Annotated in this window: 29 protein-coding genes; 17 read left to right on the top strand and 12 right to left on the bottom strand. The window is 39.5% G+C overall.

Annotation, left to right across the window (positions count from 1 at the left end):
* The first annotated feature begins 1 nt into the window (after nucleotide 1).
* From ACZ5L8_RS12950 to ACZ5L8_RS12920, 7 genes are all read left to right on the top strand, one after another.
* Complete coding sequence (locus ACZ5L8_RS12950; protein ID WP_464438079.1) at nucleotides 2-1,054, top strand: VWA domain-containing protein; 1,053 nt, start codon at nucleotides 2-4, stop codon at nucleotides 1,052-1,054.
* Nucleotides 1,055-1,058: 4 nt separating this feature from the next.
* Entirely contained in the window at nucleotides 1,059-1,946 is an 888-nt protein-coding gene (locus ACZ5L8_RS12945) for a tetratricopeptide repeat protein (protein ID WP_464438077.1), read from the top strand.
* Between the two features lie 29 nt (nucleotides 1,947-1,975).
* Complete coding sequence (locus tag ACZ5L8_RS12940) at nucleotides 1,976-3,727, top strand: BatD family protein (protein ID WP_464438075.1); 1,752 nt, start codon at nucleotides 1,976-1,978, stop codon at nucleotides 3,725-3,727.
* Between the two features lie 5 nt (nucleotides 3,728-3,732).
* Nucleotides 3,733-4,497 (top strand): SH3 domain-containing protein, encoded by a 765-nt coding sequence (locus tag ACZ5L8_RS12935; RefSeq protein WP_464438074.1) that lies wholly within the window; start codon nucleotides 3,733-3,735, stop codon nucleotides 4,495-4,497.
* 131 nt (nucleotides 4,498-4,628) lie between these two features.
* On the top strand, nucleotides 4,629-4,859 hold the full coding sequence (locus ACZ5L8_RS12930) for a hypothetical protein (RefSeq protein ID WP_464438072.1): 231 nt from the start codon (nucleotides 4,629-4,631) through the stop codon (nucleotides 4,857-4,859).
* Nucleotides 4,860-4,939: 80 nt separating this feature from the next.
* Nucleotides 4,940-5,566 carry a carbonic anhydrase family protein gene (locus ACZ5L8_RS12925; protein ID WP_464438071.1) on the top strand — a complete coding sequence of 209 codons (627 nt, stop codon included), beginning with the start codon at nucleotides 4,940-4,942 and terminating at the stop codon, nucleotides 5,564-5,566.
* A 41-nt stretch (nucleotides 5,567-5,607) separates the two neighbouring features.
* Nucleotides 5,608-7,227, top strand: a complete 1,620-nt coding sequence (locus tag ACZ5L8_RS12920; RefSeq protein ID WP_464438070.1) for a SulP family inorganic anion transporter — start codon at nucleotides 5,608-5,610, stop codon at nucleotides 7,225-7,227.
* A 15-nt stretch (nucleotides 7,228-7,242) separates the two neighbouring features.
* Here the strand turns inward: ACZ5L8_RS12920 and ACZ5L8_RS12915 are convergent, their stop codons facing one another.
* On the bottom strand, nucleotides 7,243-7,785 hold the full coding sequence (locus ACZ5L8_RS12915) for a CvpA family protein (RefSeq protein WP_464438068.1): 543 nt from the start codon (nucleotides 7,783-7,785) through the stop codon (nucleotides 7,243-7,245).
* Nucleotides 7,786-7,831: 46 nt separating this feature from the next.
* Here ACZ5L8_RS12915 and ACZ5L8_RS12910 point away from each other — a divergent pair, with 46 nt between their 5' ends.
* The 5 genes from ACZ5L8_RS12910 to ACZ5L8_RS12890 are packed head-to-tail and all read left to right on the top strand — an operon-like array spanning nucleotide 7,832 to nucleotide 10,497.
* The gene (locus tag ACZ5L8_RS12910; protein ID WP_462600233.1) at nucleotides 7,832-8,188 is read left to right on the top strand and encodes a hypothetical protein; all 357 of its coding nucleotides are present in this window, start codon (nucleotides 7,832-7,834) and stop codon (nucleotides 8,186-8,188) included.
* An 11-nt stretch (nucleotides 8,189-8,199) separates the two neighbouring features.
* Nucleotides 8,200-8,901 carry a hypothetical protein gene (locus tag ACZ5L8_RS12905; RefSeq protein WP_464438067.1) on the top strand — a complete coding sequence of 234 codons (702 nt, stop codon included), beginning with the start codon at nucleotides 8,200-8,202 and terminating at the stop codon, nucleotides 8,899-8,901.
* 26 nt (nucleotides 8,902-8,927) lie between these two features.
* Nucleotides 8,928-9,941: a phenylalanine--tRNA ligase subunit alpha gene (pheS, locus tag ACZ5L8_RS12900; RefSeq protein ID WP_464438066.1), complete on the top strand. Its 1,014-nt coding sequence runs from the start codon at nucleotides 8,928-8,930 to the stop codon at nucleotides 9,939-9,941.
* Nucleotides 9,938-10,102, top strand: coding sequence for a hypothetical protein (locus ACZ5L8_RS12895; protein WP_464438064.1), 165 nt, complete (start codon nucleotides 9,938-9,940; stop codon nucleotides 10,100-10,102). Before pheS ends, ACZ5L8_RS12895 begins: the two co-directional genes overlap by 4 nt.
* A complete protein-coding gene (locus ACZ5L8_RS12890; protein ID WP_464438063.1) occupies nucleotides 10,102-10,497 on the top strand; it encodes a hypothetical protein in 396 nt (131 codons plus the stop codon). Before ACZ5L8_RS12895 ends, ACZ5L8_RS12890 begins: the two co-directional genes overlap by 1 nt.
* Before the next feature lie 8 nt (nucleotides 10,498-10,505).
* Here ACZ5L8_RS12890 and ACZ5L8_RS12885 read toward each other — a convergent pair whose 3' ends face one another.
* Entirely contained in the window at nucleotides 10,506-11,495 is a 990-nt protein-coding gene (locus ACZ5L8_RS12885; protein WP_464438062.1) for an NAD(P)H-dependent glycerol-3-phosphate dehydrogenase, read from the bottom strand.
* 213 nt (nucleotides 11,496-11,708) lie between these two features.
* Between ACZ5L8_RS12885 and ACZ5L8_RS12880 the strand changes: the two genes are divergently transcribed.
* Nucleotides 11,709-12,632 carry a nicotinic acid mononucleotide adenyltransferase gene (locus ACZ5L8_RS12880; protein ID WP_464438061.1) on the top strand — a complete coding sequence of 308 codons (924 nt, stop codon included), beginning with the start codon at nucleotides 11,709-11,711 and terminating at the stop codon, nucleotides 12,630-12,632.
* 180 nt (nucleotides 12,633-12,812) lie between these two features.
* Nucleotides 12,813-13,310: a peptidoglycan-binding protein LysM gene (gene lysM, locus ACZ5L8_RS12875; RefSeq protein WP_464438059.1), complete on the top strand. Its 498-nt coding sequence runs from the start codon at nucleotides 12,813-12,815 to the stop codon at nucleotides 13,308-13,310.
* Nucleotides 13,311-13,356: 46 nt separating this feature from the next.
* On the opposite strand, the gene nadD is transcribed toward lysM, so the two are convergent.
* From nadD to ACZ5L8_RS12830, 9 genes are all read right to left on the bottom strand, one after another.
* The gene (gene nadD / locus ACZ5L8_RS12870; protein WP_464438058.1) at nucleotides 13,357-13,938 is read right to left on the bottom strand and encodes a nicotinate (nicotinamide) nucleotide adenylyltransferase; all 582 of its coding nucleotides are present in this window, start codon (nucleotides 13,936-13,938) and stop codon (nucleotides 13,357-13,359) included.
* Nucleotides 13,939-13,947: 9 nt separating this feature from the next.
* Complete coding sequence (gene gmk, locus ACZ5L8_RS12865; protein ID WP_464438056.1) at nucleotides 13,948-14,526, bottom strand: guanylate kinase; 579 nt, start codon at nucleotides 14,524-14,526, stop codon at nucleotides 13,948-13,950.
* Nucleotides 14,526-15,383: a YicC/YloC family endoribonuclease gene (locus ACZ5L8_RS12860; protein ID WP_462600243.1), complete on the bottom strand. Its 858-nt coding sequence runs from the start codon at nucleotides 15,381-15,383 to the stop codon at nucleotides 14,526-14,528. The genes gmk and ACZ5L8_RS12860 overlap by 1 nt, the downstream gene beginning before the upstream one ends.
* 126 nt (nucleotides 15,384-15,509) lie before the next feature.
* Nucleotides 15,510-16,331, bottom strand: coding sequence for a 3-keto-disaccharide hydrolase (locus ACZ5L8_RS12855; protein WP_464438055.1), 822 nt, complete (start codon nucleotides 16,329-16,331; stop codon nucleotides 15,510-15,512).
* 2 nt (nucleotides 16,332-16,333) lie between these two features.
* Complete coding sequence (locus tag ACZ5L8_RS12850) at nucleotides 16,334-17,041, bottom strand: 3-keto-disaccharide hydrolase (RefSeq protein ID WP_464438054.1); 708 nt, start codon at nucleotides 17,039-17,041, stop codon at nucleotides 16,334-16,336.
* Between the two features lie 10 nt (nucleotides 17,042-17,051).
* Complete coding sequence (locus ACZ5L8_RS12845) at nucleotides 17,052-18,107, bottom strand: sugar phosphate isomerase/epimerase family protein (RefSeq protein ID WP_464438052.1); 1,056 nt, start codon at nucleotides 18,105-18,107, stop codon at nucleotides 17,052-17,054.
* Between the two features lie 43 nt (nucleotides 18,108-18,150).
* Nucleotides 18,151-19,299: a Gfo/Idh/MocA family protein gene (locus ACZ5L8_RS12840; protein ID WP_462600247.1), complete on the bottom strand. Its 1,149-nt coding sequence runs from the start codon at nucleotides 19,297-19,299 to the stop codon at nucleotides 18,151-18,153.
* 3 nt (nucleotides 19,300-19,302) lie between these two features.
* A complete protein-coding gene (locus ACZ5L8_RS12835) occupies nucleotides 19,303-20,532 on the bottom strand; it encodes a nucleoside permease (protein ID WP_464438051.1) in 1,230 nt (409 codons plus the stop codon).
* A gap of 22 nt (nucleotides 20,533-20,554) precedes the next feature.
* Nucleotides 20,555-21,523 (bottom strand): sugar phosphate isomerase/epimerase family protein, encoded by a 969-nt coding sequence (locus ACZ5L8_RS12830; RefSeq protein ID WP_464438050.1) that lies wholly within the window; start codon nucleotides 21,521-21,523, stop codon nucleotides 20,555-20,557.
* A gap of 187 nt (nucleotides 21,524-21,710) precedes the next feature.
* On the opposite strand from ACZ5L8_RS12830, the gene ACZ5L8_RS12825 reads away from it, so the two are divergent.
* Genes ACZ5L8_RS12825 through ACZ5L8_RS12815 form a run of 3 tightly spaced genes read left to right on the top strand, consistent with a single transcriptional unit; the run spans nucleotide 21,711 to nucleotide 24,963 of the window.
* Nucleotides 21,711-23,396, top strand: coding sequence for a GMC oxidoreductase (locus ACZ5L8_RS12825; protein ID WP_464440957.1), 1,686 nt, complete (start codon nucleotides 21,711-21,713; stop codon nucleotides 23,394-23,396).
* Nucleotides 23,396-24,043, top strand: a complete 648-nt coding sequence (locus ACZ5L8_RS12820) for a gluconate 2-dehydrogenase subunit 3 family protein (protein WP_464438048.1) — start codon at nucleotides 23,396-23,398, stop codon at nucleotides 24,041-24,043. The genes ACZ5L8_RS12825 and ACZ5L8_RS12820 overlap by 1 nt, the downstream gene beginning before the upstream one ends.
* On the top strand, nucleotides 24,043-24,963 hold the full coding sequence (locus ACZ5L8_RS12815; protein ID WP_464438047.1) for a hydroxypyruvate isomerase family protein: 921 nt from the start codon (nucleotides 24,043-24,045) through the stop codon (nucleotides 24,961-24,963). The genes ACZ5L8_RS12820 and ACZ5L8_RS12815 overlap by 1 nt, the downstream gene beginning before the upstream one ends.
* A 36-nt stretch (nucleotides 24,964-24,999) precedes the next feature.
* On the opposite strand, the gene treF is transcribed toward ACZ5L8_RS12815, so the two are convergent.
* A complete protein-coding gene (gene treF, locus ACZ5L8_RS12810) occupies nucleotides 25,000-26,616 on the bottom strand; it encodes an alpha,alpha-trehalase TreF (RefSeq protein WP_464438045.1) in 1,617 nt (538 codons plus the stop codon).
* Nucleotides 26,617-26,620 lie beyond the last annotated feature (4 nt).

The raw sequence follows: 26,620 nt of genomic DNA, 5'->3' as shown, positions 1-26,620 counted from the left end.
CATGGGATATTTGTTTGAAGATAAGATTTGGTTTTGGGCATTCCTGGTAATACCGGCGGTTTTACTACTGTATTTTGCTGTGGTGATCTGGAAGCGTAGCGCACAAAAGCGTTTTGCGAGCAAGCACCTCATGGGCAAATTAGCTCCTGCGCAATCTAAATTTAAATCGCTTTTAAAGGTTATTGTTATTTGTCTTGCGCTGGCGTGCATCACAATGGGCTTAGTAAACCCTAAGGTGGGAACAAAACTAGAAACGGTAAAACGTGAAGGCGTTGATGTTGTTTTTGCAGTGGATGTCTCCAAAAGTATGCTGGCCGAAGATATCGCGCCTAGCCGCATAGAAAAGGCAAAACAATTGGTCTCGCAGATCATAAACAATCTGGGGAGCGACCGCGTAGGGATCATTGCGTATGCCGGTAGCGCGTTTCCGCAATTGCCTATTACAACAGATTATAGTAGCGCAAAAATGTTCCTAAGTTCGATGAATACAGATATGCTTTCTAGTCAGGGAACAGCGATCAGAGAAGCTATTGAACTTGCAAAAACATATTACAATGACGAGGAGCAAACTAATCGCGTGCTTGTCATTATTTCTGACGGTGAAGATCATGAAGGCGATGCAGCTTCGGTGGCAGAACAAGCCTCAGAAGAAGGGATCAAGATCTTTACCATAGGTGTGGGAACAGAAAAAGGTGAACGTATTCCGCTTAAGCGAAATGGAATCGTGCAGTCTTATAAAAAAGATCAGAATGGCGAGACCGTGATCACAAAACTCAATGAAGAAACCTTAAAGACCATCGCATCTGAAGCAAACGGTGAATACATTAATGGTAACAACACCCAAAACGTTGTTGACACCATGAAAGATTACCTCAATAAGATGGATAAAAAAGAGTTTGAAGCAAAGCAATTTGCAGATTTTGAGGATCAGTTTCAGTGGTTTATATGCGCGGCATTATTATTGTTATTTTTAGATGTATTTCTACTGGAGAGAAAGACTGCGTGGTTGCGTAAGCTTAATCTCTTTAACGAGAATAAAGATGATGAGAAGTAAAAAAATGATGAAGATAGAGCGCATGAACAAGCAGGTGAAAATCATTTTTTCAACGCTTTTGCTCTTATGTGCAGGAAATCTTTTTGCACAGGATGAAGATAAAAAACCAGACCCGGCAATTGCTGAGGCAAAGAACTTTGTAGCAGAGGGTAACGAGCAGTTTACAGAGAAAGAATTTTCTTTGGCGGAAGCCTCATACAGAAAAGCTGTAGCAAAAGATCCTGCGAATGTTTCTGCAAAGTATAACATGGGTAATAATTATTACCGCAATAAGAAATTTGACGAGAGTTTGCAGCGCTATTTGCAAGCCGCTCAAGTTGCACAAACAAAGACTGAGAAGCATAAGGCATTTCATAATTTAGGAAACGCATACTTTCAACAAAAGGATTTTAAGCAGGCAGTAGAGGCTTACAAAAATGCACTTCGCAATGACCCTACTGATGATGAGACGCGTTATAATTTGGCTTTAGCCAAAAAAGAAGAAGAGAAAAACGGCGGCGGTGGCGGTGATGATCAAAATCAAGATCAGGACAAGAACAAAGACGAAAACAAGGATCAGAATAACGAGGGCGACGGCGATCAAAAAGAAAATGAGGACGGCAAGCCTAAGGAAAATGACGAAGGTGAAGGCGACGAGAACGAGGATAAAAAAGATGAAGGCGAAGATCAGCAGGATAAAGGAAAGCCTAAAGATGAGCAAGGCGATAATAAAAAGCCAGAAGGCGAAGGTGATGAGAAGCAGCAGCCTCAACAGCCGCAGCAAGGTCAATTATCTCCTCAGCAGGTTAAAAACTTGCTAGAAGCGATGAAGAATGAAGAGAATAAAACTCAGGATAAAATAAACGCTAAGAAGGTAAAAGGCGCAAAAGTCAAGACAGATAAAGATTGGTAAATTTGAGTTGTAAAACACATAGATCCACGATGATGAAGTTGAAGTTTGGATTTTTAATGGTATTGCTTTTTACAGGGCTCAATGTGTTGGGTCAGGTAAAATTTGACGCTGTTGTGAGCAAGAAAACACTGGGCGTTAATGAGCGCTTGCGGGTAGATTTTGAGATGAATCAAGATGGTGATGATTTTAGACCGCCGTCGTTTCAGGGATTTACCGTTGTAGGCGGGCCTAACCAGAGTGTGAGCCGTCAATGGGTTAATGGTAAAAGCAGTTTCTCAAAAGTATTTTCGTATTTCTTACAACCTAATACACGAGGTAAACTTACTATCGCTCAAGCGGAAATTACCATAGATGGTGAAGTGTATAAAACCTTGCCAGTAACGGTAGATGTTACTGCGGCGGTTAATAATCCCACAGATGAAAATAATGAGGATTTCACGGTTTCTGACGCGGTGCATGTAGTTGCCGAAGTTTCTAAAGCAAATCCTTATCTCAACGAAGCGTTTACTGTAACCTACAAATTATTTGTCTCTCGTAGCACGGGTGTAAATGGCTGGAATGTTATTGATGAACCCAAGTACGCCGACTTCTGGAGTCAGAGTATAGACGAGAAGCAGTTTAAAGTTTATGACGGCAGTTATAAAGGCGAGCCTTATCGCTACGTCATCTTAAGAAGAACGCTGCTGTATCCTCAAAAAACTGGCGAACTCAATATTGAACCCATCACCTTAAATATCAATGTAGATGTACCTACAACTAGAAGAGATATTTTTGGGATGGCGGTTACAAGACCTAAGCAAATCACAGTTGCTGCAAATAATCAAAAGATCAATGTAAAAGAGTTACCTCAAGAAGGTAAACCAGCAGATTTTACAGGTGCTGTGGGAGATCTAGATTTTAATGTTGAGGCAAGCAAAACTACGCTAGACGCTGGCGAAGCGCTAGATCTTGAGATTTCTGCAAATGGTAATGGTAACCTTAAACTTTTTAAATTACCAAAGCCTAACCTGCCTAAGTCTCTTGAAGTTTACGAGCCAGAACACGGCGAAGATGTGCGTACTAATTATACAGGAATGAGCGGTAATATTCAAGATCGTTACACCGTTGTACCGCAGAGTAAAGGTAAATATCCTATTCCGCCTATTTCATTTTCATATTTCAACCCAAAGACTGAAAAATATGAAACCATTTCATCTGAAGAAATACTTATAGATGTAGAGAATGGCCCGATGAATGCTGTTGCTTCTAACGACGGTAATAAATCGCCAGTAACTTCTGGAGATCAATTTAAATACATCGCAACCAGCACAGACCTTGAGCCTGTTTCGCAAGAAACGTTCTTTGGTTCTAAGACATTTTGGGGTATGGTTGCAGCGCCATTATTTGTGATTCCGCTATTCATATTTGTGGGTAGAAGACGCAAAGCGTATCAAGCAGATGTTGTGGGTAATAGATTGAGAAGAGCAGATAAGCTTGCGCGAAAATTTCTCAGCGAGGCTAAAAAGAATCTTGGTGATCAGAAGGCATTTTATCTCGCCCTTGAAAGATCGTTGCACAACTATCTCAAAGCAAAACTCAATATCCAAACAAGTGATATGAGCAAAGAGCGTATAAGCAAGTTACTTGCAGAGCGTGGCGGTGAAGAAGCATCGATAGAGGCGTTTGTCAAACTGCTAGAAAGCTGCGAATTTGCAAGATATACACCTGCAAGTACAGTCACCATGCAAGAGGATTACAATAAAGCCTCACAAACAATTTCAGATCTTGATAAGCAATTATAATGATGATGAGTAGAAAGAAGATTGCTTCGGTTTTTATCCTGCTTTTGATAAGTAGTTTTGCGCTGTTTGCTCAGAGTCCGCAGCAGTATTTTGAGCAAGGTAATGACGCGTATTCAAAACAAGATTTTCAAGGCGCGGTAGACAATTATAACAAAGTGCTAGATGCAGATGTGCATAGTGCTGAGGTCTATTTTAATTTGGCGAATGCCTACTACAAATTAAATAGGATCGCGCCTAGTATTTACAATTATGAAAAGGCCTTAGAGCTTGATCCAGGCAATGCTGATATAAAAAATAATCTTGCTTTTGCAGAGAATATGAAGATCGATGCGATCTCAACTTTGCCGCAAGGTGTTTTTAAAAGGTGGTACAATGCGCTGCTCAAAACCTTTAGTCTAGATGGATGGGCAATTCTCACGGTAAGCCTTATTCTGCTGGCGATGGTGAGCTTTATTTTGTATTATTTTACCTATGCCACTGGTCGCAAGCGTTTGTTTTTTACATCAAGTTTTATCGCGCTTGGTCTGGGAATTTTTGCATTATTTATGGCTTTTAATTTTCAGGCTAGAAGCCAAAAGGACCAATTTGCTATCGTTTTTTCTAAAGAAGCACAAGTTAAGAGCGGCCCTAATCTTGCCAGTGAAGAAGCTTTTATTTTACACGAAGGAACAAAAGTGGGCGTTATTGAGGCAGACGGCGACTGGAAGCGTATCAAACTTGCTGATGGCTCTGAAGGCTGGATTCCTGCTAGCGATATTAGAGAATTATAGAAATTTTTATAGATTATACCGTAGTTGACAACATTTTTGTTAATTTGGCTTTCTCAAACGATTGAATAGTGAAATTTAAACAACTTCTTTTTCTATTCACCTTTGTTGCTTTCTTGGCGACACCTGCTGTTATGCAGTTAATTCAAGATGAAGATGACATCAAGATATCGTCTATCATCGAGGATGAAAAAGGAGAAGATGTTTCAATTGAACTTAAAGAGCAAATAGATCTATTTTCTAAGCATGATCTTTTTGCATCCATATTACTACACAGTGAAGAAGAGAATGTGATCATTGGTTTTTTAGAATTAAAAACTAATGGTTTTCATGATCCTCTATTTCAACCTCCCAGAACAATTTAATCCAGATTGTTTTATTCTTTTTACGTAAGAGTCTACCTTTAATCGACTCTTAAATCATTATTTAATTTAAAAACATACTTATGATTACTACTGCAATAGACAAGGTAGAACAGGATAAATTGCGTCCAGATGCTGTGCTTAAGGATCTTATGGAAGGTAATGAGCGATTTGTGAATGGTGCAATGCTAGAGAGAGACTTTTCGGCTCAAATTGAACAAACAACGGGTGGGCAATGGCCTAAGGCTGTTATACTAAGCTGTATAGATAGTAGAGTGCCTGTAGAGACCGTTTTTGATCAGGGAATAGGAGATATTTTTGTGGCTAGAGTAGCAGGTAATTTTGAAAATACAGACATACTAGGAAGTATGGAGTATGGCTGCAAAGTGGCAGGAAGTAAACTTATTCTTGTGCTAGGTCATGAAGCTTGTGGTGCTGTTAAAGCTGCTTGTGATGGTGTAGAACTTGGTAATATCACGCCTATGCTTGCAAACATAGAATCTGCCGTGCGTACAGTGCAAACAGATGGTGAGCGCAATTCTACAAACGGAGCTTTCGTTGCTGATGTTGTTGAAGAGAATGTAAAGCAAACCATTCAACGTATTTATGATAAAAGTATCATCTTAAGAAAGATGGTCGAAAAAGAAGAAATTAAGATCGTAGGTGGTGTTTACTCTATCAAAACTGGTAAAGTGACATTGCTAGACTAAAAATTCGTATTGCTACTAATAAACTTTTAAAACCTTAATCAATGTTCAAGAATATAAAATCAGATTTTCCTGCTAGTGTAGTTGTCTTTTTTGTGGCTATACCATTATGTTTAGGAATTGCATTAGCCAGTGGAGCACCGCTCTTTTCTGGATTAATAGCCGGTATTGTAGGTGGTATTGTAGTTGGAGCATTAAGTGGATCTAGCCTAGGTGTAAGTGGTCCTGCTGCTGGTCTTTCGGCAATTGTGCTTACGGCGATCACAGCATTGGGAGGTTATGAAAATTTATTAGTAGCAATTGTTATTGCCGGTGCGATCCAGATTCTTTTTGGAGTTTTAAAAGCCGGTATCATTGGGTATTATTTTCCGTCGTCTGTGATTAAGGGAATGCTTACTGGTATTGGTATCATTATTATTTTAAAACAAATACCGCATTTTTTTGGTTACGATGCAGATCCAGAAGGTGACTGGGCATTTTTTCAGATGGATGGTGAGAACACCTTTTCTGAGCTAGGAGCTATGCTAGGAAATATCAGTGCTGGAGCAACACTTATCGCTTGTATAGGTATGGCAATTCTTATTCTGTGGGAAGCTGTTTTATCAAAAAAAGGAAAATTCTTTAAACTCGTGCAAGGTCCTCTTGTTGCTGTAGTAGCAGGTATAGTTTACTATGTTTTTACACAAGACACAGAACTAGGAATTGCAAAAGAGCATCTTGTTGCTGTACCAGTTCCAGAAGGTATTGACTCTTTCTTGGCGCAATTCACATTTCCTAATTTTAGTATAATAGGCAGTGGTCAAGTTTGGGTAACGGCATTTACTATTGCGCTTGTAGCAAGTTTAGAAACGCTGCTTTGTGTTGAGGCGACAGATAAATTAGACCCGCATAAACGCGTTACTCCTACTAACCGAGAATTATTCGCGCAAGGAGCTGGGAATATGGTTTCTGGTTTAATAGGTGGTTTACCAGTGACTCAAGTAATTGTGCGTAGTTCTGCAAATATTCAATCTGGGGGACAAACAAAAATGTCTGCTATTATTCATGGACTTTTACTGTTGATCTCAGTAATTCTCGCTCCTAATGTGCTAAATCTTATTCCACTTTCAGTGCTGGCGGCGATATTGTTCTTAGTGGGTTATAAGTTAGCAAAGCCTGCACTTTTCGTGAAAATGTATAAGCTAGGATGGAAGCAGTTCATACCTTTTGTAGTTACTGTGGCAGGTATTGTGTTTGCTGATCTTTTAATTGGTATCAGTTTAGGTCTTGCTGTAGGAATTGTAGTTATATTGATAAAAAGCTATCAAAACTCTCACTTCTTACATATCGTGAAAGGTGAAAATGGCGCAGATGTTACAAATATGACTCTTGCAGAAGAGGTTACTTTTATCAATAAAGGTGCGATCATTAAAGAACTTGATAAGCTAGAAAAAGACAGCTTTGTAGAAATAGATGTGCGAAAAACCAGATATCTTGATAATGATATTATTGAGATCTTTGATGATTTTGCCATCAAGGCAAAAGAGAAAAACATCAATGTTAAGATCATCTCGGAACGTGGTGAAATTGACAACCCTGAAGATTACGCATCATTTTTTAAACAGGATAAAGTCCCTGAGTTAGAAATGAAAAAACCGTATCTCGATAATAAAGCTGGATCTTAATCCAGCTTTATTTTTTTAAATGCTTTGCTCTTCGTAAGCCGGTTCTTCTTCTTGCTCGTCATAATTGTATTCTTCTACCTCTTTTAAAATATTAGGTAATACAAGTGGAGCAACATTTTGCACATATGGATAAAGAACAGATTCTTCCTTTGTTTCTTCGTCTAGAAATGAAATGCTGTTGTGAAGCGAGTTAATAAACATGATTATTACGCTTAGAATAAAGGCAGTTTTCAAAATGCCAAACAGCGCTCCTAAAATTTTATTGAGCATCCCTAGCATCGCCATATCAGCGATTTTTGTGAGTACTTTTCCCGCAAGGGTAATAACAACTACTATAATTATAAATGTAATTGCAAATGCTGCAAGGTTGATTGTTGCCGCGCTCCAGTTTACCTTCTCACTGAGATAATCTACAGCGTAATATGAAAAATGGATCGCACCATAAATTCCGGCGATCAATGCGATGAGAGAAGCTAGTTCAACAAAAAAACCATTTTTTAGTCCGCGGAAGAGTCCCCAGAGCAATAAAATAGCGAGAATGATATCTATGTAGTTCATGCGTTAAATATAACGCTTTCCTAAACAAGCATATTATCTTTGTCGCATGACAAGAGATGAAGATTTAAAGAAAAGGTGGGAGGATGTTGTCACCTTACTTTCAGATAGGTTTGCAGATGGTGATCGTCTGGATCTGGATGCGATCATATATTTAATAGGTGTGCAGGAGTTTGGGAAATTTGATCGCAAGTTTAAAAAAGACGACAAGATCAATCTTATGCATATTGCGATCTGTAGATTGCTAGAGCCTTATGGGTATTATGAATTTGACTTTCAGGATGAAGATGGCTGGCCGCATTATAAAATGCTAGAGCAATTGCCGCCGTTAAAAGCAGGAGAACAATCTGTGTTAATGAAGCAGGCGATCGTAAATTATTTTCTAGATAAAGAAGTTATACGCTAATACTTTGTAATGTGCTATCCAGCTTAAGCCTTTTACTTCAAAACTTCCCTAACGACAGCGGGCCGATCTATAAAGAAACCATCGCAGGAAGACTGCCGGTAGAGCCATTTAATACCTTCAGCAATCTTATTTTTCTGTTTATTGTGATCTACTTTGGCCGCAAGGTTTATAAAGATTATCGCAATCATAGATTTCTGGCTTTTGTGCTGCCTGTAATTGCGTTGAGCTACGTAGGCGGTACGATCTATCACGGTACACGATCGCATGAATTTTGGCTTAAGCTAGATTATTTACCCATACTTTTTTTAAGCCTGGCGGCGGTGTTCTACTTTGTTTACAAATGGCTAGACAAATGGTCATCTCGTATAGTTTTATTCCTTGTGATGCTGGGGTTGTTTTTTGGCTTGCGGGCGCTGCCCTTGCCAAAAGGACTACAAATCACCTTGGGCTATCTTATAATTGCAGCAACGTTAATTATTCCGGTGTTGGGCTTTTTGGTGAAAACCAAATGGAAAAATACAACATACGTGATCGTAGCATTTACTGTCTTTTTTATCGCGGTATTATTCAGATTTCTTGACAAAAGGATAGAGCTCGATTTTTTCTGGATGGGAACACACTGGTTGTGGCACTTGCTGGGCGGAGTAGCGGTCTTCTTCTTAATACTATATATTTTTAAGGACAAGCAACAACAAGCCACAGGGAATGCTTAAATTTGCGCTTTGAGAAAAAGATAGCCATGCTTGAAAAGATCAAGGAACTAATTGCCGAAGCAGATGCTTTTAACGCAAAAACCCTCGATGAGGTTGAGAAGTTTAGAATTAAGTTTTTAGGGAAGAAGGGTCTTCTTAATGAATACTTTGCTGAGTTTAAAAATGTGCCTAACGAACTAAAAAAGGAGTATGGGCAAACCATTAATAAACTTAAATCTACTGCTCAGGATAAAGTAAATGCTTTAAAAGATTCTTTAGAGTCGCAAGACGACAAAGGAGGATATGGAGATTTAACGCGTCCTGGTGAGCCTATTTCTTTAGGTTCTCGTCACCCTATATCGCAGGTAAAAAATCAGATTATTGATATTTTTTCAAGAATAGGTTTTAATGTGTCTGAGGGTCCAGAGATCGAAGACGACTGGCATAACTTCACCGCATTAAATTTACCCGAATATCACCCAGCACGTGATATGCAGGATACCTTTTTTATTCAGACAGATCCAGATATCTTATTGCGTACGCATACTTCTTCTGTGCAAGTGCGCTATATGGAAAATAACAAACCGCCCATTCGTACCATTTCTCCAGGACGTGTGTATAGAAATGAGGCGATCTCTGCACGTTCGCACTGCTTTTTCCATCAGGTAGAAGGATTGTATATTGATAAAGACGTTTCGTTTGCAGATCTTAAGCAAACGCTTCAATATTTTACAAAAGAACTTTTTGGCAAAAGCAAAATTCGCCTGCGCCCGTCCTATTTCCCGTTTACTGAGCCTAGTGCAGAGGTAGATGTGTATTGGGGTCTTGAGACAGAAACCGATTACCGAATGACAAAAGGAACCGGCTGGTTAGAGATCATGGGCTGCGGAATGGTAGATCCTAACGTTCTTAAAAACTGCGGTATCGATCCAGAAGAATACAGTGGTTTTGCCTTTGGTATGGGTATAGATCGTATCGCATTATTGCTGCATCAAATCCCAGATATTCGCTTGCTTAGCGAAAACGACATTAGATTCTTAGAACAATTTCAAGGCATATGAAAAAGTACCTCGTCATCGCAATCCTACTCATCGTTTTAGCGATCGTAGCGTATCTCACGTTTATCATCGCGGCTATCAAGATCATCATAGGTAGCATATTTTTAGGAATAGGAGCGCTGGCGTTGATCGCACTTTGGATCATGTGGAAGGTTCACGATTAATGAAAAAAGATATTGAAATCCCGCAGGTAGAGAACGTTCATGTAGCGGCCGTACGACAGTTTAACAAAGAACATCGCACACATGACTGGAATGCCTATATCATCAACAACACTGGCGCACCGCTAGAAACGATTTTAATACGTTCTAAGGGGCTTTCTAAGACTAAAGTCACAAGTGAGCTTAGGCACAAATTAGAGCTTCTTCCGGCTAAGGCTTACGCCAAAATCGAGTTTATAGAAGACAGTGTCCTTGCCTTAGACAATACATTTCAAGTCACCTTTTTTCAAGACGGAAAATTGTTTGACAAGAAATTTGTCTTTAAAGCAGGAAGCATCAAAGAAGCAAAAACTGTCGAACTCCCGGTAATTCCAGAAGCTGGTATCCTAGCTGAATAATTTTTTACTTAATCTAACTTCTCAGTAAGTTTTGAGAAGGTCTTTTTAGGATCTTTTCCTTTGTATAAGACGTTATAAACGGCGTTGAGAATAGGTGTTTTTGCGCCTAGTTTTTCATTGAGCTCAAAAACGCATTTTGCGGCATAATACCCTTCGGCAACCATGCTCATCTCCATCATGGCGCTTTTTACGGTATAGCCTTTTCCTATCATATTACCGAACATTCGGTTTCTACTGAAGATAGAATAACCTGTTACAAGCAGATCTCCTAGGTAAGCAGAGTCGTTTATATTTCGCTTAAGCTTATGTGTCTTTTTAATGAATTTCTTCATTTCGCGGATAGCGTTACTCATAAGCACACTCTGGAAGTTATCTCCGTAGCCTAAACCGTGAGCGATACCACAAGCGATGGCATAGATATTTTTAAGCGTTGCGGCATATTCTGTACCTATGGTGTCGTCACTTATTGTAGTGCGAATGTATTCGCTGCTTAGATGCTTTGCCACGATCTTTGCTTGCTCTTCGTCTGTACAGGCGATGGTAAGGTAAGAAAGTCGCTCAAGCGCTACTTCTTCTGCATGGCAAGGCCCAGTGATCACGCCTATATCGTCAAAGGGTATTTCATACTTCTCATGAAAGTGATGACCTACGATAAGTCCGCTTTCTGGCACAATACCTTTAATGGCCGAAAATAACTTTTTACCTTGAAGTGAAACAGTGACTTTCTCTAACTCCTGGCCTACAAAAGCAGATGGAATGGCAAAGATCAAGTAGTCTGCATACTCGATGATCTCATTGATATCGTTACTAAGTTTAAGGTTATCTGGCTTAAACTCAACCGCGCTAAGATAATTAGGGTTATGAAACTCTTTCTTGATGTGCTCTATGGCATATGTACTACGCATATACCAGGCAACCTCTTCAAGATTTTCTGTAAGCATCTTTACGATCGCTGTGGCCCAACTTCCGCCGCCAATGACACCAAATTTTATCGCCATCGATGTAGTCTTTGTCTATTTTTTTCAAAATTACCCTTTTTCTTGGGTTAATTAAAACACTGTTAATCAGGTTTATGAATTTTTTGGCACGTCGTTTGGTTACTGTAAAATGTAATTGTCCGGTATGTTACCCTTTTGAGAATCCTTTTGGCGCAAGCCAAAACATTTTTTAAAGCGTTTTTAAAATGATTATGAACTTAAAAATTAACGCGTATGAAACCTAAAAGACTACTCTCGATATTTTTTCTTTTTTCAATTGTTTTATCGTCTTGTACGGTAGACTTTTATGACGAAAGTTACCCGCCAGATGCTCCTAATTTTTCTTTGTATGATGTGATGACATCTTATGAATTATGGTATCTAGATGTTGATCAAACCAGCGGCGGTGCTTACATCCCATTTATGGAGAAGGCATTTACGTTATCATTTAGAGGTGATGATGTGTGGGCAAATAATAATCTGGCTGGCATAGGTGATCAAGGCAACGGCTACGGGATTCCGGTAGGATTTTTTGACACCTTTGACTATGATCTGGACATTGATCATGATATAGATGGCTTTTACAGCTTTGAGGTAACTGTTCTAAATTCTAGCACGATTGAGCTGTATAATAGAGCTGGTAACACTTCTTATATTTTAAAAGGCTACCAGCGCAATGACTTTGATTATGACAGATTGTTCTATGACAACATTCATTATTTCTTACAAGAATATGTGGCTTGGGAGAAGATCTCAACTAGCGTAGAAGGCGCTTTTAATGAATTTGACTCAGAGAATTATTTACAGTTCTTGCCAGCAGGATCTGGCAGCAATTTTCAAAGTTCTCAAGACAAAAACGGTATGTCTGCAAATATGGTGTATTGGGATTATTCAGGTATTTATGATATAGATAATGTGCCAGGAAATCCGCTGTTGAAGAGGCTTACGTTAGATTATGACTATTTTGACAATGAGTTTTTTGAGCTTACTATAATAAATGATAATACAATAGAGTTATATCATTCCTCGTCGGGTACTTCTTATCGCTTTCGCGGAAGAAACTACATACAGTACAAGCTTGCTGATGAAGGTAAACCCAGAGAGAAAAATGCAGTTATAGACGCTAAGATCGAAGATTTAAAGGCGTCTAAGAAATAAAGACTTTTGGTTGGTTATTTAGTTAAGAAACCGCTCGCTGATTTTTAGTGTTAATTAGTAGGGCGGTTTCTTTTTGCATAAAATTTTTCACGATTCTTTAGTAAAGTTTTGGCGTATAGATAAGATAGTGCGGCTGCGCACTTTTGTAATTTGCCATGCTAATCAACTAAATTTTATGCTATGAGTTTATTTTCATTTATAAAAAATGCCGGAGAGAAGATCTTTGGCTCTTCATCAGAAAGTAAGAAAAAAGAAGCCGCCGCCGAAGCTGAAAATGCTGCAGAGGCAATCGCAGAAGCAAATAAAAAAGCAGCTGCAAGAATTGAAGAGACAATTGCAGATCTAGGCCTTGAAGTAGAGAATTTAAAGGTTGTGATCAATGGTGAAACGGCAACGATCACCGGTCTTGCAAAAGATCAACCTACGAAAGAAAAGGCCGTGTTACTTACTGGTAACGTAGAAGGGATCTCTGAGGTTGATGATCTTCTTGAAGTTAAAGAAACCGGTCCGCAAGCACAATTCTACACTGTAGTTTCGGGTGATTCTTTGAGTAAGATCGCTAAGAAATATTACGGCAATGCGATGAAGTATCCTGTAATTTTTGAAGCCAATAAGCCTATGTTGTCTGATCCAGATAAGATCTACCCTGGTCAGGTTTTAAGAATTCCAGAATTGTAAGAGAGATGGTGTAGGATTACTTTTTGCCGTATGGCGAAAAAAACAATTACCTGTAAAAGTTCATCTCATCAATGTATTGCCACGCTTCTTCTGTAAGTAGTGGCTTTACATTTTTACCTGCTTTGATAGCCTTGCGTATAGCTGTCGCCGAAATTTCAATAATTGGTGCGTCAACAACGTGTTTGATCTTAGGGTGATCTTTAAATTGATGTTCTACCTCACCTTCTGAAACCCTGGGATAAACATAAATATCATGGAGTTCTAAGATAACCTCATGATTTTTCCATTTATGAAAGGACTTCAAGTTGTCTTCTCCCATAATGAGGCTAAACTCCTTATCAGGATATTTTTCTTGAAGATAGATGAGCGTGTCTGAAGTATAATTGGGTTGGGGTAAGTTAAACTCAATGGTGCTGGGCTCGATCTTATCATAATCTTCTAGCGCGCGCTGCACCAGTTGGTAGCGATGATGATTATCGAGTAAAGTCTTTTTCTTCTTAAAAGGATTATGCGGAGTGATAACAACCCAAATCTTATCTAGATCGCTAAACTCTACCATGTGATTTGCAATGATGAGATGCCCTATGTGTATGGGATTAAATGTCCCGAAGTACAACCCTATCTTCATATTGCAATTTTATTTTTCAAGCACAAAATTTGATACTAGATCGTATGCTTCATTAAGCGCGGTATCAAGATCGTTGTTCTCTATAATGTGATCAAATTGTGGCGCAGTTGCAAGTTCTATACTTGCTTTAGCGATGCGCATATTGATGCGATCTTCGCTTTCGGTTTTGCGTTTTTTGAGTCTGATCTTGAGCTCTTCAATACTTGGTGGTTTCACAAAAACAGCAAGCGTACGCTCTGGAAAGAGCTTTTTAATATCAAGGCCACCCACAACGTCAATATCAAAAATAACGTGTTTGCCGTGGCTCCAGATGCGCTCTACCTCGCTCTTTAATGTGCCGTAAAAATTATCGCGGTACACTTCTTCCCATTCAAGAAAATTTTCATCCTTGATATTTTGTTTAAAGTCTTTAAGCGATAAAAAATAATAATCCTGACCATGAACTTCGTTCTCGCGAGGATCGCGAGAAGTCGCCGAAATACTGAACTCAAGGTTAAGTTCTTCTTTGGCTAAAAGCCATCTTACAATTGTGGTTTTGCCACTTCCTGACGGTGCTGAAAAAACTAAAAGCTTACCGTTTCCTTCCATTAAAGTACGTTTAGAAGTTGTTCTTTGATCTTTTCTAACTCATCTTTCATGCGCACTACTACACGTTGCATAGGCGCATAATTAGACTTTGATCCTATGGTATTGATCTCGCGACCTATCTCCTGACTTATAAAGGCTAATTTCTTACCATTACTTTCAGGTGAAGTGAGCGTTTTTTTAAAGTAAGTAAGGTGATTGCGCAGTCTTACTTTTTCTTCGTTTATGTCGTACTTCTCAAGATAATAGGTCAACTCTTGCTCAAAACGATTTTGATCAACCTCTACCTTAAGATCTGCGACGGCTTTATTAAGCTTTTCGCGTAAGCCAGAGATTCTTTCTTCATCAAGAGTCTCAACTTCCTCTAGCGCATTTGCGATGTTGTCAACATGTAGTTCAAAATCTTGCTCTAGCGCTTTGCCTTCTTCAATTCTAAAATTTTCAATAGCTTCTAGCGCCTCGTTAAGACCAGAGAGTATGCTGTTGTATTCTTCTTCATCCAGTTCTTCACGCTCAGTTTTAAGCGCATCTGGAAGGCGAATTGCCATTTTAAGCAATTCAATTTCATCTGCATTTACAATTTTGCCTAGTTGTTGCATATAGGTTTTAACCGCAGCTTCGTTGATAGAAGAGCTGGTTTCTTCACCATTAAGCTCAACATAAAGACCTAGATCTACCTTACCGCGTCCTAGTTTTTTTGCGACGATGTTACGCATTTCTAATTCCTTCTCACGATAGGTAGAAGGGATCCTGGCGTTAAGATCCAGGTTTTTACTGTTAAGACTTTTTACTTCTACAGTAATTTTTTTGCTAGGTAGCTGGGTAACGGATTTCCCAAAACCGGTCATCGACTTGATCATTCGGCAAAATTTATAAGTGGCAAAGATAGCAATTACAAAAGGTATTGTGGCTGTTTCGCTTTCGCGGAAGCTACTAAAAGAAAAAACCGCTATAAAAGCGGTTTTCTTATGTTGTTTTTTTAGAAATTAATCTTCTAATTCTCTTAGCCAGATATTTCTAAAACTTACGGTATTGCCGTGATCCTGAAGGATGATAGGTCCATCTTCATGAGGCTTAACCTGTGGGTGACCTATGTATTCTGTAGTTCCCTCAAGTTCTATATGATCTTGAACAAGAACACCATTGTGAATTACAGTCACGGTTCCTTTTTTAGTGCGCTCGCCATTTGCATCATATTTAGGCTCGTGAAAAATGATGTCATAGGTTTGCCATTCTTTAGTAGGCTTTGTTGCATTTGCAAGCGGAATGTGTTGCTTGTAAAGTGAAGAAGCCTGCCCGTTAGAATATGTTCTATTCTCGTAGCTGTCTAGCACTTGCACTTCATAAAGCCCTTGTAAAAAGATACCGCTGTTACCACGACCTTGACCTTCGCCTTCTACCTTTTGTGGCGCTTGCCACTCAACGTGAAGTTGAAAACTGTCAAAATTATCTTTTGTGCGAATTGCTCCTTTGCCTGGCGCTACAGTAAGACTACCGTCACCATTCACCGTCCATGCAGCTTCTGCATTCTCGTCTGAATCGCTTTGCCATGCACTAAGGTCTTTACCATTAAAAAGCACAGTTGCATCTGATGGAACACCGTTTTCATCAAGCGTTACAACCGCTGGTTCTGGTTCCCAAACTTCAGTTACCTTAGGATCTGTAATTTTTTCTTCCTGCTGCTTTTCTGCCACTTGGGTAGAATCGCTCATCGCTTCGCCTTCAGTTGCTTCTTTTTTATCATCAGCCTTTTCTGCGCAAGCAAAAATTGAGAAAGCTGCTGCTAGGGTTAGAATTGTTTTTTTCATTATTAAAGTTCTTTGATTTTTATGTTTTTAAACGAAACCTGACCGCCGTGATCCTGAAGAGCTATGTGGCCAGTTTCAACTTTTGCAAAATCTCCCCAGTTTCTAAACTTACTGTTTTTTACAAGCGTGTCCCATTCTTCACCTTTTACAGGGAAAGTCACAACCTGAGTACCATTCATCTCTATGATGCCTTCGTTTGTGTCATAGTTAATAGTGATCTCATAATGGTTCCACTCGCCAGCTGGATTTGCTTTTTCTGAAGCTCCTATGATATCATATAAAGCACCAGACTGGTGTGATCTTCCATTTTTACCATCAGGGTGACCATCGTCATCTAGAATCTGAATTTCTGGTCCTGTTGCGTATGGCTCATGAAATTCTGGTTTTTCTTGTACAGCCCACATGAAACCGCTGTTTCCACCTTGTGCGATCTTCCAGTCAAAAGCGATTTTGAAGTTTCTAAACTCCTGCTTAGTGATCAAGTTTTCTGAATGTCTGCGATCTTCTCTAGGTGTAAAAACCATTACATCGCCTTCAATCTTCCATTGATCAGAAAGTTCTTCTTTGTTGTATGCTTTAAATGCATCAAGGTTAGACCCGTCAAAAAGCGTGATCCATTTTCCGCCTTTTGAGCCGGTGGTGCTTTTGCTGCTATTGCAACTTACAAGTGCAAGGCTAAGAACAATAGCGCCTACTATTAATTTTTTCATTTTTGGTGGTTTATTTAAGTCCTAAGATTCTTTTTAGTTTAGCATCATCAATGGCTGCTCCTGCAAAGTCGTCAAACTTCTTATCAGTAGCTTGGATAATGTGGCTGGCGATAAATGGTGCTCCTTGCTGCGCTCCTTGTTCTGGAGATTTAATGCAGCATTCCCATTCCATCACAGCCCATACATCACAACCATACTCTGTGAGCTTTGTAAAGATAGTTTTAAAATCTACCTGACCATCACCCGGATGACGATAACGACCTGCGCGGTCTATCCAATCACCGTATCCACCAAAAGCTCCTTTTTTCCCCGTAGGTTTAAACTCTGCATCCTTAACATGGAACATCTTAATGAACTCATGATAATGATCTATATACTCGATATAATCTAATTGCTGTAAAACAAAGTGGCTAGGATCATAAAGAATATTTACGCGTTTATGATTACCTGTTGCTTCTCTAAAACGCTCAAAGGTAACACCATCATGCACATCTTCTCCTGGGTGAACCTCATAACAAAGATCTACACCTTGATCTTCATATACATCAAGAATAGGCTTCCAGCGGTTTGCTAGTTCTTCAAAACCCATCTCAACTAGACCTGGAGGTCTTTGTGGCCATGGATGAAAAGTATGCCACAATAATGATCCACTAAAAGTTCCTGAAACATCGATCCCAAGATTACGAGAAGCTTTAGCAGCATTTTTTACTTGCTCTACCGCCCACTCTGTTCTTTTCTTAGGATTGTTTTTGCATTCATCTGGAGCAAAATTGTCAAACATCTCATCATATGCAGGATGTACCGCTACAAGTTGCCCTTGTAAGTGCGTACATAATTCTGTGATCTCAAGACCATAGCTGTTTACTTTGCCTTTAAGTTCGTCGCAATATGTTTTGCTTTCTGCGGCTTTCGCCAAATCTATTAGTCGAGTTTCCCAAGTGGGGATCTGAATACCTTTATATCCTAAGCTGCTGGCCCATTTACAAAGCCCATCAAGAGAATTAAAAGGCTCTTTATCGTCCATAAATTGCGCCAGAAATACTGCTGGGCCTTTAATGGTTTTCATAAGTTGATTGGTTTTTGGTTATTTTGGGTTTAACCCAAAAAAATTATTCTATTAAAGAGACCCAAGCTGCGTTGTTATCGCTAGAAGCTACTGCACCATAAATAAACTGCATGCCTCTTAAACCGTCTACTACGGTAGGGAAATCTAGCTCCTCTGAAACTGGATTACCTTCTTTAACGCTAAGAACCTCTCTAGCAAAGTTATTGTATAAAGTTGCAAAAGCCTCAAAATATCCCTCTGGATGTCCTGATGGTACTCGTGTGTATCGTGTAGACTCTTCATAAGTGCCATAGCCTCCCGGAGTGTAAATTTCCTTAGGACGATCTACCCATTTTGCGATAAGCTCTGTGGGTTTTTCTTGATGCCATTCTAAGCTTCCTTTAGTTCCATAAACTTTAAAAGAGAAGGCATTTTCTTCACCAGTGGCTATTTGAGAATAAGAGATTATCCCTTTTCCGCCGTTTTCTAGTCGTATAAGAATGTTGCCGTCGTCGTCTAATTGTCTGTTTTTACCAAAGCCAGTAAGATCTGCAGCGATCTCAGAAATTCTGAGTCCGGTAACTTCTTCAACCATATTTGCGGCATGCGTACCTACATCTCCAAGTGAACCACCAATTCCTGATTTATTAGGGTCTGAGCGCCATCCAGATTCATTAGTGTTAATGTAATCTTCTGTAGACATCCAGCCTTGCAGGTAGTTTACAACCACTTTACGGATGTCACCAAGGTCGCCTTTTTTGACCATTTCTTTAGCCTGGCGAACAATGGGATAACCCGTGTAAGTGTGTGTAAGGCAAAGCACTTTGCCACTTTTTTCGGTGATCTTTACTAGATCATACGCTTCTTCAAGCGTAAGCGTGATAGGTTTATCACAAACCACATGAAAACCATTTTCCAGCGCCATTTTTGCCGGTGGAAAATGCATGTGGTTTGGTGTAATGATAGTTACAAAATCCATGCGCTCATCTTCGCTGAGCTGGGATTCTTTTTCTATCATTTCTTTATAATCAGCGTAGCTTCTTTTTGGCGAAAGCCCAAGATACTCTGCTGTTTTTAAACTTTTTTCTGGGTTACTGCTAAATGCGCCGCAAACTAACTCTATCTTATCATCAAATGCAGCGGCCTTGCGGTGTACGTCGCCCATAAAGGCGTCGAGGCCACCGCCTACCATTCCCATTTTAAGTTTTTTCATTGACTATACTTTTTCTCCTTTGTATTCTATTTTTTCATTTTTGAAAGCAAGAAGGAAGAAAACAAATACTACTGCGGCAAAAATCGCAGGGTAAATCCAGATCTTCTCCCAGTTGTGCAATTCGCCTACAAGATAGTTATCGGTGATTTGGCCTGCAACCCAAAATCCTATTAACATTCCTACTCCATAAGTAGCAAGTGTAATTAGACCTTGTGCGGCACTTTTGTTTCCTGCGCCGGCTTTTGAGTCTGTATAGATCTGACCAGACACAAAGAAGAAGTCATAACAAATACCGTGAAGTGCAATACCTACTAATAACATAAATGAAAGCTCGTCTGCATTACCGTATGCGAACAGTAGATAACGCACCGCCCATGCGATCATACCAAAAAGTAAGGTTTTCTTGATCCCAAAACGCAATAAGAATACAGGAAGTAATAACATAAATAGAACTTCTGAAAGCTGACCTATTGCTTGTTTTGCGGTTGCGTTTGTCATTCCTATTTCTGTAAGGAATGGGTTTGCATTTTGATAATAGAAAGCTAGTGGAATACAGATCAAAATTGATGATACAAAGAAGATCAGGAAGTTTTTGTTCTTAAGCAATGTAATTGCAGAAAGACCAGTTTTTTCCATAATAGATGCATTCTCGCCAGATTTGTTAGGTGGAGTTTTAGGCAAGAAGAAGCTAAATAACCCAAGAAATGCTGAAGCTACTGCTGTCATCAAGAAGGTGTTTTTAAGTAAACCTTCTGTAAGACCTTCTTGAGAATCCCAACCTAAGAAGCTGATCAAAATTCCTGCAAGAATCCATCCTATTGTTCCAAACACACGAATGAACCCAAAATCTTTTGATGGATTTTTCATTTGTCTAAATGCAACAGAGTTTACTAGCGCAAGCGTTGGCATGTACGCGATCATATACCCTAGAACATAAGGATAGAAAGCGCCAAAATCTTCGGCGTAAGCCATCTTATACATTAAAAATGCTCCAACTAAGTGAAGCACACCAAGAATTCGTTCTGCATTAAAATATTTGTCTGCAATAAGACCTATTATAAAAGGCGCAATGATCGCACCCCAAGATTGTGTAGAAAAGGCCATTGCACTTTGTGCACCTGTTGCTTCAAGGTTTGTTCCTAAAAAAGTACCTAAGGTCACAAACCATCCTCCCCAAATAAAAAATTCAAGGAACATCATTAAGGAGAGTTGAATTCTAACTAGTGGTTTCATGTATCTATTTTGAGTTTATTGTTTAGTTTACGTTTTGAGCGTCTTTGATTAAAAGTTCTTTGGTGCGCATGATCCCTTCTTCTGGTTCTAGGTTGCTACCTTCATATTCTATACCTACGTAGCCATCATAACCAGCGTCTTTTACCAGTTGAAGCATGCGTGTAAAATCAATTTTTGTCTCCTCACCATCTTCATCAAAGTTGTATGCTTTTGCGCTTACGCCAAAAGCCTTCGGCATCATCTCCTCAACACCTTTGTACATATCGTACTCATCCTCGCATCCATTTGCGGTATACGTCATACAAAAGTTACCAAAGTCTGGCAGAGTACCAACATTATCTTTGTCAACTCCATTAATAACTTCCATAAGCTTCTCGCCGTCAGAACTGAAGCCTCCGTGATTTTCTACGATCACATTGATATTTTTTGTAGCCGCATAGTCTGCAAGTGCGCTAAGCCCTGCGATAGAAGCCTCTTTCCATGCTTCAGGTTCTTTGGCTCCAGCCAAATTTACACGAATAGAATGACAACCTAGGTATGCTGCGGCATCAACCCATTTTTTATGATTGTTAACGGCCTCTGTGCGTTTTGCCTCATCTTCTGATGAAAGATCTCCCTCTGCATCAACCATGATCAAAACATTTTGAATACCATATTCATCTGTTTTTGCTTTCATTTTAGGAAGAATAGAATCTAAGGCCTCTTCTGGCGAGTCAAACTCATTCATCATAGGAGTATACAGTTGACTAACGTATTCTATACCAGTAAAACCCATTTCTTTTGCTTTTTTGGCAAAGTCAAGTGGATTCATTTTACCACTACGTATAGGTTCTTGTAAAGACCATTGAGCAAGCGAAATTTTGAAGAAAGGTTCCTTCATTTCGCTTTCCATTGCTTCATTTTGAGACTTTTCTTCTTGAGGTTTTGTATCGTTTTTACACGAAAACATTAAAAAAACGGTTAGAACCGTTAAAATCAATTTCAATTTCATGATGGCTAAGTTTCTTATTTTGTGGCTATAACGTTATAGAATGATTCTAAATATTGCCAAATATTGAATGTCTAAATTATACTTTTTTTATTTCCTAAAAAAAATAACATAGAATTTATATATTTGAGAACATACCTTAATAGAAATTAACAAAAACATAATTTACGTGAACACACAACCTGAAGAGATGTACGACGCTATCGTTGTAGGTACAGGAATAAGCGGCGGATGGGCCGCTAAAGAGCTATGCGAAGCTGGTCTTAAAACCCTGGTTCTAGAACGTGGGCGCATGGTTAAGCACATTGAGGATTATCCTACGGCCAATATGGATCCATGGGATTTTAAATTCAAAGGACAACAAACCCGTGAAGAGGCTGCTAAACAATTTAAGCAAGCCCGCACAGGGTATACTACTAACAAGGCGCACAGTCACTTTTTTGTGAATGACCTGGATCATCCGTATAATGAGACTAAGCGTTTTGACTGGATGCGTGGGTATCACGTAGGAGGTAGAAGTATTATGTGGGGAAGACAAAGTTACCGTTGGAGTGATTTTGACTTTGAAGCTAATAAGAAAGAAGGAGTAGCTGTAGACTGGCCAGTGCGTTATAAGGATATCGCACCATGGTATGATAAAGTTGAAGAATATATAGGTGTAAGTGGTTCTAATGATGGTTTACCACAATTACCTGATGGTAAATTTGGTCCTCCTATGGCGATGAACTGTGTGGAGGAGGAAATGAAAAAGAACATTGCACAGAACTATAAAGATAGAATAGTTACAATAGGTCGTGCTGCGCATATTACAGGAACAAAATCCTTTGAAGGGCGTTCTAGTTGCCAGTATCGAAACCGTTGTATGAGAGGTTGTCCGTTTGGGGCATACTTTAGTAGTAACTCATCTACATTGCCTGCTGCAGAGCGTACAGGTAATATGACACTTAGACCATTTAGTATCGTTCATGAAGTAGTTTATGATGATGCAACAGGTCTTGCTACAGGAGTAAAAGTTATTGATGCAGAAACTAACGAGAAGTTAGAATTTAAATCTAAAGTTGTTTTCTTATGTGCTTCTGCGATCGCATCTGCTTCTATCTTGATGCAATCTAAGTCAGATCGTTTTCCTAATGGTTTAGGAAATGATAGCGGTGAGCTAGGTCATAACATTATGGACCACCACTTCCGTGTGGGTGCTTCTGGTAAATACAATGGCTTTGAAGACAAATATTATAAAGGAAGACGTGCAAACGGTATCTACATTCCACGTTTTAGAAACTTAGGAGGTGATACAGATATGCCAAACTTCAAGCGTGGTTACGGTTATCAAGGTTCTGCTAGTCGCGGTGACTGGACAGAAGCTGTTGCAGAGCTAGGTTATGGACCAGAGCTTAAAGAAGCCATAGGTAAACCAGGTGGATGGACCATTGGTATTACTGCTTTTGGCGAATGCCTACCATACCATGAGAACAAGATGACGCTAGACTATGATAAAAAGGATAAGTGGGGCTTACCTACAATTACCTTTGATGCAGGATGGAAAGAGAATGAGTGGGAAATGCGTAAGGATATGAAACAACAGGCAGTTGATATGCTAGAAAAGGCAGGTTGTACTGATGTTTATGCGTATGACGCTCCAGGTGCTCCAGGTCTTGGTATTCACGAGATGGGAACTGCTCGTATGGGTAGCGATCCTAAAACATCTGTTGTGAACAAGAACAACCAAGTGCATACAGTGCCTAACGTATATGTTACAGATGGTGCGTTCATGACTTCAGCAAGTTGTGTGAACCCATCACTTACATATATGGCCTTTACTGCAAGAGCAGCAGCACACGCAGCAGAACAATTAAAGAACGGTAAATTTTCGGCATAATGATGAATAGAAGACAAGTTTTAAAGAATCTAGGTTTAGGAGCTGGTTATGTTGTTGCAGCACCCACTGTTTTAAGCCTTTTACAAAGCTGTAAAAATGAGCCTGGCTTTGAGTGGGAACCCGTTTTTCTTACTCCGGCTAATGGTTATGCGCTTCAACAAGTTTTAGAAGTCATTATTCCAAAAACAGATACTCCAGGAGCTACAGATGTTAATATTGCACAATTTATTGATGCATACCTTGACGAAGTTGCAGGAGAGCAAGAGCAAAAAGATTTTAAAGCTGGTGCAGATGCATTTGCAATAAACTTTAAAAGCAACTTTAATAAATCTGTAGACGAAGGCGAGCCAGAAGATTTTGAGAAGGCTGTTGCGATGTACTTAGGTGCAGAAAAAGAGAAGAGAGATGATTATGTAAAAAGACTATCTGCTACGCAAGATCCAGAGGCGCCAGAAGGAGCTGAGATCGATACAGAAGCTTCATCATACGGTTATCTTGAGAATGTGAGAAATCGTGCGATCTGGGCTTGGAAGAACAGCGAAGCGGTAGGAGAGAATGTGCTTTGGTACGATCCTGTACCAGGACAACTTATCGGCTGTATTGACCTGGGCGAAGCAGGAAATAACGGTAAGACGATGTCTTTATAATGAAAAGACGAGATTTTATACAAAAAGGAACCCTTGGGGGTTCCTTTTTAGCTTTTGGTGGGGCGCATGCCTTTTCGCTTAAAGCGAAAAGTGATTTGCCAGAACATAGTTTTAAACTCAAGTACGCTCCGCATTTAGGAATGTTCAAGAACATGGCGGGAGAAGACCCAATAGATCAGCTAAACTTTATGGCAGATCAAGGTTTTACTGCCTTTGAAGATAACGAGATGCGCAACCGAAGCATTGATCTTCAAAATAAAATGGCTGCAACAATGCAAAAGCGAGGCATTGAAATGGGTGTTTTTGTAGCGCATAAAATTTACTGGACAGAGCCCAGCCTTACCAGTGGAAAGCTGGATAAACGCGAAGAATTCTTGTCTGAGATCAAAGCGAGTGTTGAGGTTGCAAAGCGAGTGAATGCAAAATGGATCACTGTTGTACCTGGTTATGTAGATCAAAAACAGAATCTCGCATATCAAACCGCACATGTTGTAGAAAGTCTTAAACAAGCTGCGGAAATTCTTGAGCCACATGAAATAACAATGGTGCTAGAACCACTTAATTTTTACAATCATCCTGGCTTGTTCTTAAAAGAATCTCCACAAGCTTACGAGATCTGCAAAGCTGTAGATAGCCCTTCGTGTAAGATCTTATTTGATATTTATCATCAGCAAATTCAAGAAGGTAATTTGATACCTAACATTGAAAAATGCTGGGATGAGATCGGGTATTTTCAAGTGGGGGATAATCCTGGAAGAAATGAGCCTACCACCGGAGAGATAAACTATGAGAATGTATTCAAGTTTATTTATGATAAAGGATATACCGGTATCGTAGGGATGGAACACGGCAACTCAAAAGCTGGTAAAACTGGCGAGCAGGCTGTAATTGATGCATACAAAAAAGTGGATATCGATTAAGATATCCACTTTTATTTTTTGGCTTTAAGCCAAATATTAATTCTTCTTAAGGTCCATATATACGCCATTTGTCCACCCGAAACCGTCTTGAGTAGGGTATTCACCACCACCGGCAACAAGGGTTGTATCCATAACGTTATATTTCTCTAGCATCTTACCAGTGCGTTTATAAACTTGCTCGTTAAGTCTTAACCAGCGCATTTTAATAGCATCTGCAAGATTATTAAGGTTGTGTTTTTCAAGACCTCTTATGGCTAGCCATTGATGCGGCGGCCAACCGTTAGGGCTATCCCATTGCTGCCCATTGTCAACAAGAGAAGTTACTAGTCCGCCAGGTTTTAAAAAGTCTTTTTTAAGCTCAGCAGCCACGCCATTTGCTTGCTCTTCTGAAGCTAAATCAAAATACACAGGATATACCATCGCAAGAGATTTCACAGAAGTGAAACCTGTATTGTCCAGATCATAATCTTTATAAACTTGCTCTTTAGCATCCCATAAATAGCGGTTAATCGCAAGTTCACGAGCACGAGCAGCCTCAGTCATTTCTTGAGATTTTAGCTCGTCGCCTGTACTTTTGTAGGCTTTCGCCAAAGTAACTTCGAGATTATACATTAGCGCATTAAGATCTACAGGAAGAATTCTTGTGGTCTTAATAGTCGCAAGATTTTGAGGGTCTTCAAACCATCTACTGCTAAAATCCCAGCCACTCTCACAAGCCGCCGAAATATTGAGATACACATCTTTTGCATCTCGTCCCTCAGCTTCTTGAGCGGTCAAGATATCTTCGCGATAGCTCTCTGCTCTAGGCGTGCTTGTGTTGCTGAAGTAACGGTTAAGAATACTGCCGTCTGCTAATTTTACAACACGAGCGTTTTGATCACCATCAGCAAGATTTTCAGAGCCCTTCATCCAGAAATCGTATTCTTTTTGCAGTGCGTCTTTATATCTAGAATAAACGGCTGTATCACCATTAACTCCGGCAAGTAGATTTACCATCTCTGCAAAGAATGGTGGCTGACTTCTACCTTTGTAATACGTACGGTTACCGTTAGGGATAAAACCTATTGTATTGATCTGATACGCAAAATTATCAAGTATATTCTCTATCAATTCATTCTCACCAGCTTCTTGCAGACCTAGAAGTATAAAGTAGCTATCCCAGTAATATACTTCTCTAAATCTGCCGCCTGGCACGATATAAGAATTGGGAAGTGCTATTCTAGAACCTGTTTCGTGTTCATCTGCGTCACGCATAAGATATGGCCACAGCGCAGTGATGTGTTCTGCCACAGATCTTGTAGTGTCGCTATGAAAGCCGCTGGTAGGCGTATCTGGGAGTTCAAAATTCTCTGTGATGAACTCCCTAAGATTTACCTTAATATCAGATTGTTTTTTTGCTTCTTGATACCATTTTAAGATAGAGTCTGCAGGGTGCTTAGGATCACTATCTACAAATGTTTTACCATCAGCAAAAATATGTTGCATTTGTACGTCTTCAAGCAGTTCGCCATAACGATCTATGGGATCTTCAGACTTTTTAGGAAATTGTTCTTCTTCGGCAGGTAAGTTTGTGTTGTTCTCCTTACCGTCGTTTTTACAGGAAGATACTATCACTAGAAATAAAAATGCAATTAAAAAATGGGGTTTTCTCATAGGG

Source organism: Leeuwenhoekiella obamensis (assembly GCF_055391795.1).
This window is presented reverse-complemented; position numbering and strand designations above follow the sequence as displayed.

Coding starts and splice junctions, on each gene's coding strand:
- ACZ5L8_RS12950 (WP_464438079.1), top strand. CDS start 2: ATGGGATATTTGTTTGAAGATAAGATTTGGTTTTGGGCATTCCTGGTA.
- ACZ5L8_RS12945 (WP_464438077.1), top strand. CDS start 1,059: ATGATGAAGATAGAGCGCATGAACAAGCAGGTGAAAATCATTTTTTCA.
- ACZ5L8_RS12940 (WP_464438075.1), top strand. CDS start 1,976: ATGATGAAGTTGAAGTTTGGATTTTTAATGGTATTGCTTTTTACAGGG.
- ACZ5L8_RS12935 (WP_464438074.1), top strand. CDS start 3,733: ATGAGTAGAAAGAAGATTGCTTCGGTTTTTATCCTGCTTTTGATAAGT.
- ACZ5L8_RS12930 (WP_464438072.1), top strand. CDS start 4,629: ATGCAGTTAATTCAAGATGAAGATGACATCAAGATATCGTCTATCATC.
- ACZ5L8_RS12925 (WP_464438071.1), top strand. CDS start 4,940: ATGATTACTACTGCAATAGACAAGGTAGAACAGGATAAATTGCGTCCA.
- ACZ5L8_RS12920 (WP_464438070.1), top strand. CDS start 5,608: ATGTTCAAGAATATAAAATCAGATTTTCCTGCTAGTGTAGTTGTCTTT.
- ACZ5L8_RS12915 (WP_464438068.1), bottom strand. CDS start 7,785: ATGAACTACATAGATATCATTCTCGCTATTTTATTGCTCTGGGGACTC.
- ACZ5L8_RS12910 (WP_462600233.1), top strand. CDS start 7,832: ATGACAAGAGATGAAGATTTAAAGAAAAGGTGGGAGGATGTTGTCACC.
- pheS (WP_464438066.1), top strand. CDS start 8,928: ATGCTTGAAAAGATCAAGGAACTAATTGCCGAAGCAGATGCTTTTAAC.
- ACZ5L8_RS12895 (WP_464438064.1), top strand. CDS start 9,938: ATGAAAAAGTACCTCGTCATCGCAATCCTACTCATCGTTTTAGCGATC.
- ACZ5L8_RS12890 (WP_464438063.1), top strand. CDS start 10,102: ATGAAAAAAGATATTGAAATCCCGCAGGTAGAGAACGTTCATGTAGCG.
- ACZ5L8_RS12885 (WP_464438062.1), bottom strand. CDS start 11,495: ATGGCGATAAAATTTGGTGTCATTGGCGGCGGAAGTTGGGCCACAGCG.
- ACZ5L8_RS12880 (WP_464438061.1), top strand. CDS start 11,709: ATGAAACCTAAAAGACTACTCTCGATATTTTTTCTTTTTTCAATTGTT.
- lysM (WP_464438059.1), top strand. CDS start 12,813: ATGAGTTTATTTTCATTTATAAAAAATGCCGGAGAGAAGATCTTTGGC.
- nadD (WP_464438058.1), bottom strand. CDS start 13,938: ATGAAGATAGGGTTGTACTTCGGGACATTTAATCCCATACACATAGGG.
- gmk (WP_464438056.1), bottom strand. CDS start 14,526: ATGGAAGGAAACGGTAAGCTTTTAGTTTTTTCAGCACCGTCAGGAAGT.
- ACZ5L8_RS12860 (WP_462600243.1), bottom strand. CDS start 15,383: ATGATCAAGTCGATGACCGGTTTTGGGAAATCCGTTACCCAGCTACCT.
- ACZ5L8_RS12855 (WP_464438055.1), bottom strand. CDS start 16,331: ATGAAAAAAACAATTCTAACCCTAGCAGCAGCTTTCTCAATTTTTGCT.
- ACZ5L8_RS12850 (WP_464438054.1), bottom strand. CDS start 17,041: ATGAAAAAATTAATAGTAGGCGCTATTGTTCTTAGCCTTGCACTTGTA.
- ACZ5L8_RS12845 (WP_464438052.1), bottom strand. CDS start 18,107: ATGAAAACCATTAAAGGCCCAGCAGTATTTCTGGCGCAATTTATGGAC.
- ACZ5L8_RS12840 (WP_462600247.1), bottom strand. CDS start 19,299: ATGAAAAAACTTAAAATGGGAATGGTAGGCGGTGGCCTCGACGCCTTT.
- ACZ5L8_RS12835 (WP_464438051.1), bottom strand. CDS start 20,532: ATGAAACCACTAGTTAGAATTCAACTCTCCTTAATGATGTTCCTTGAA.
- ACZ5L8_RS12830 (WP_464438050.1), bottom strand. CDS start 21,523: ATGAAATTGAAATTGATTTTAACGGTTCTAACCGTTTTTTTAATGTTT.
- ACZ5L8_RS12825 (WP_464440957.1), top strand. CDS start 21,711: ATGTACGACGCTATCGTTGTAGGTACAGGAATAAGCGGCGGATGGGCC.
- ACZ5L8_RS12820 (WP_464438048.1), top strand. CDS start 23,396: ATGATGAATAGAAGACAAGTTTTAAAGAATCTAGGTTTAGGAGCTGGT.
- ACZ5L8_RS12815 (WP_464438047.1), top strand. CDS start 24,043: ATGAAAAGACGAGATTTTATACAAAAAGGAACCCTTGGGGGTTCCTTT.
- treF (WP_464438045.1), bottom strand. CDS start 26,616: ATGAGAAAACCCCATTTTTTAATTGCATTTTTATTTCTAGTGATAGTA.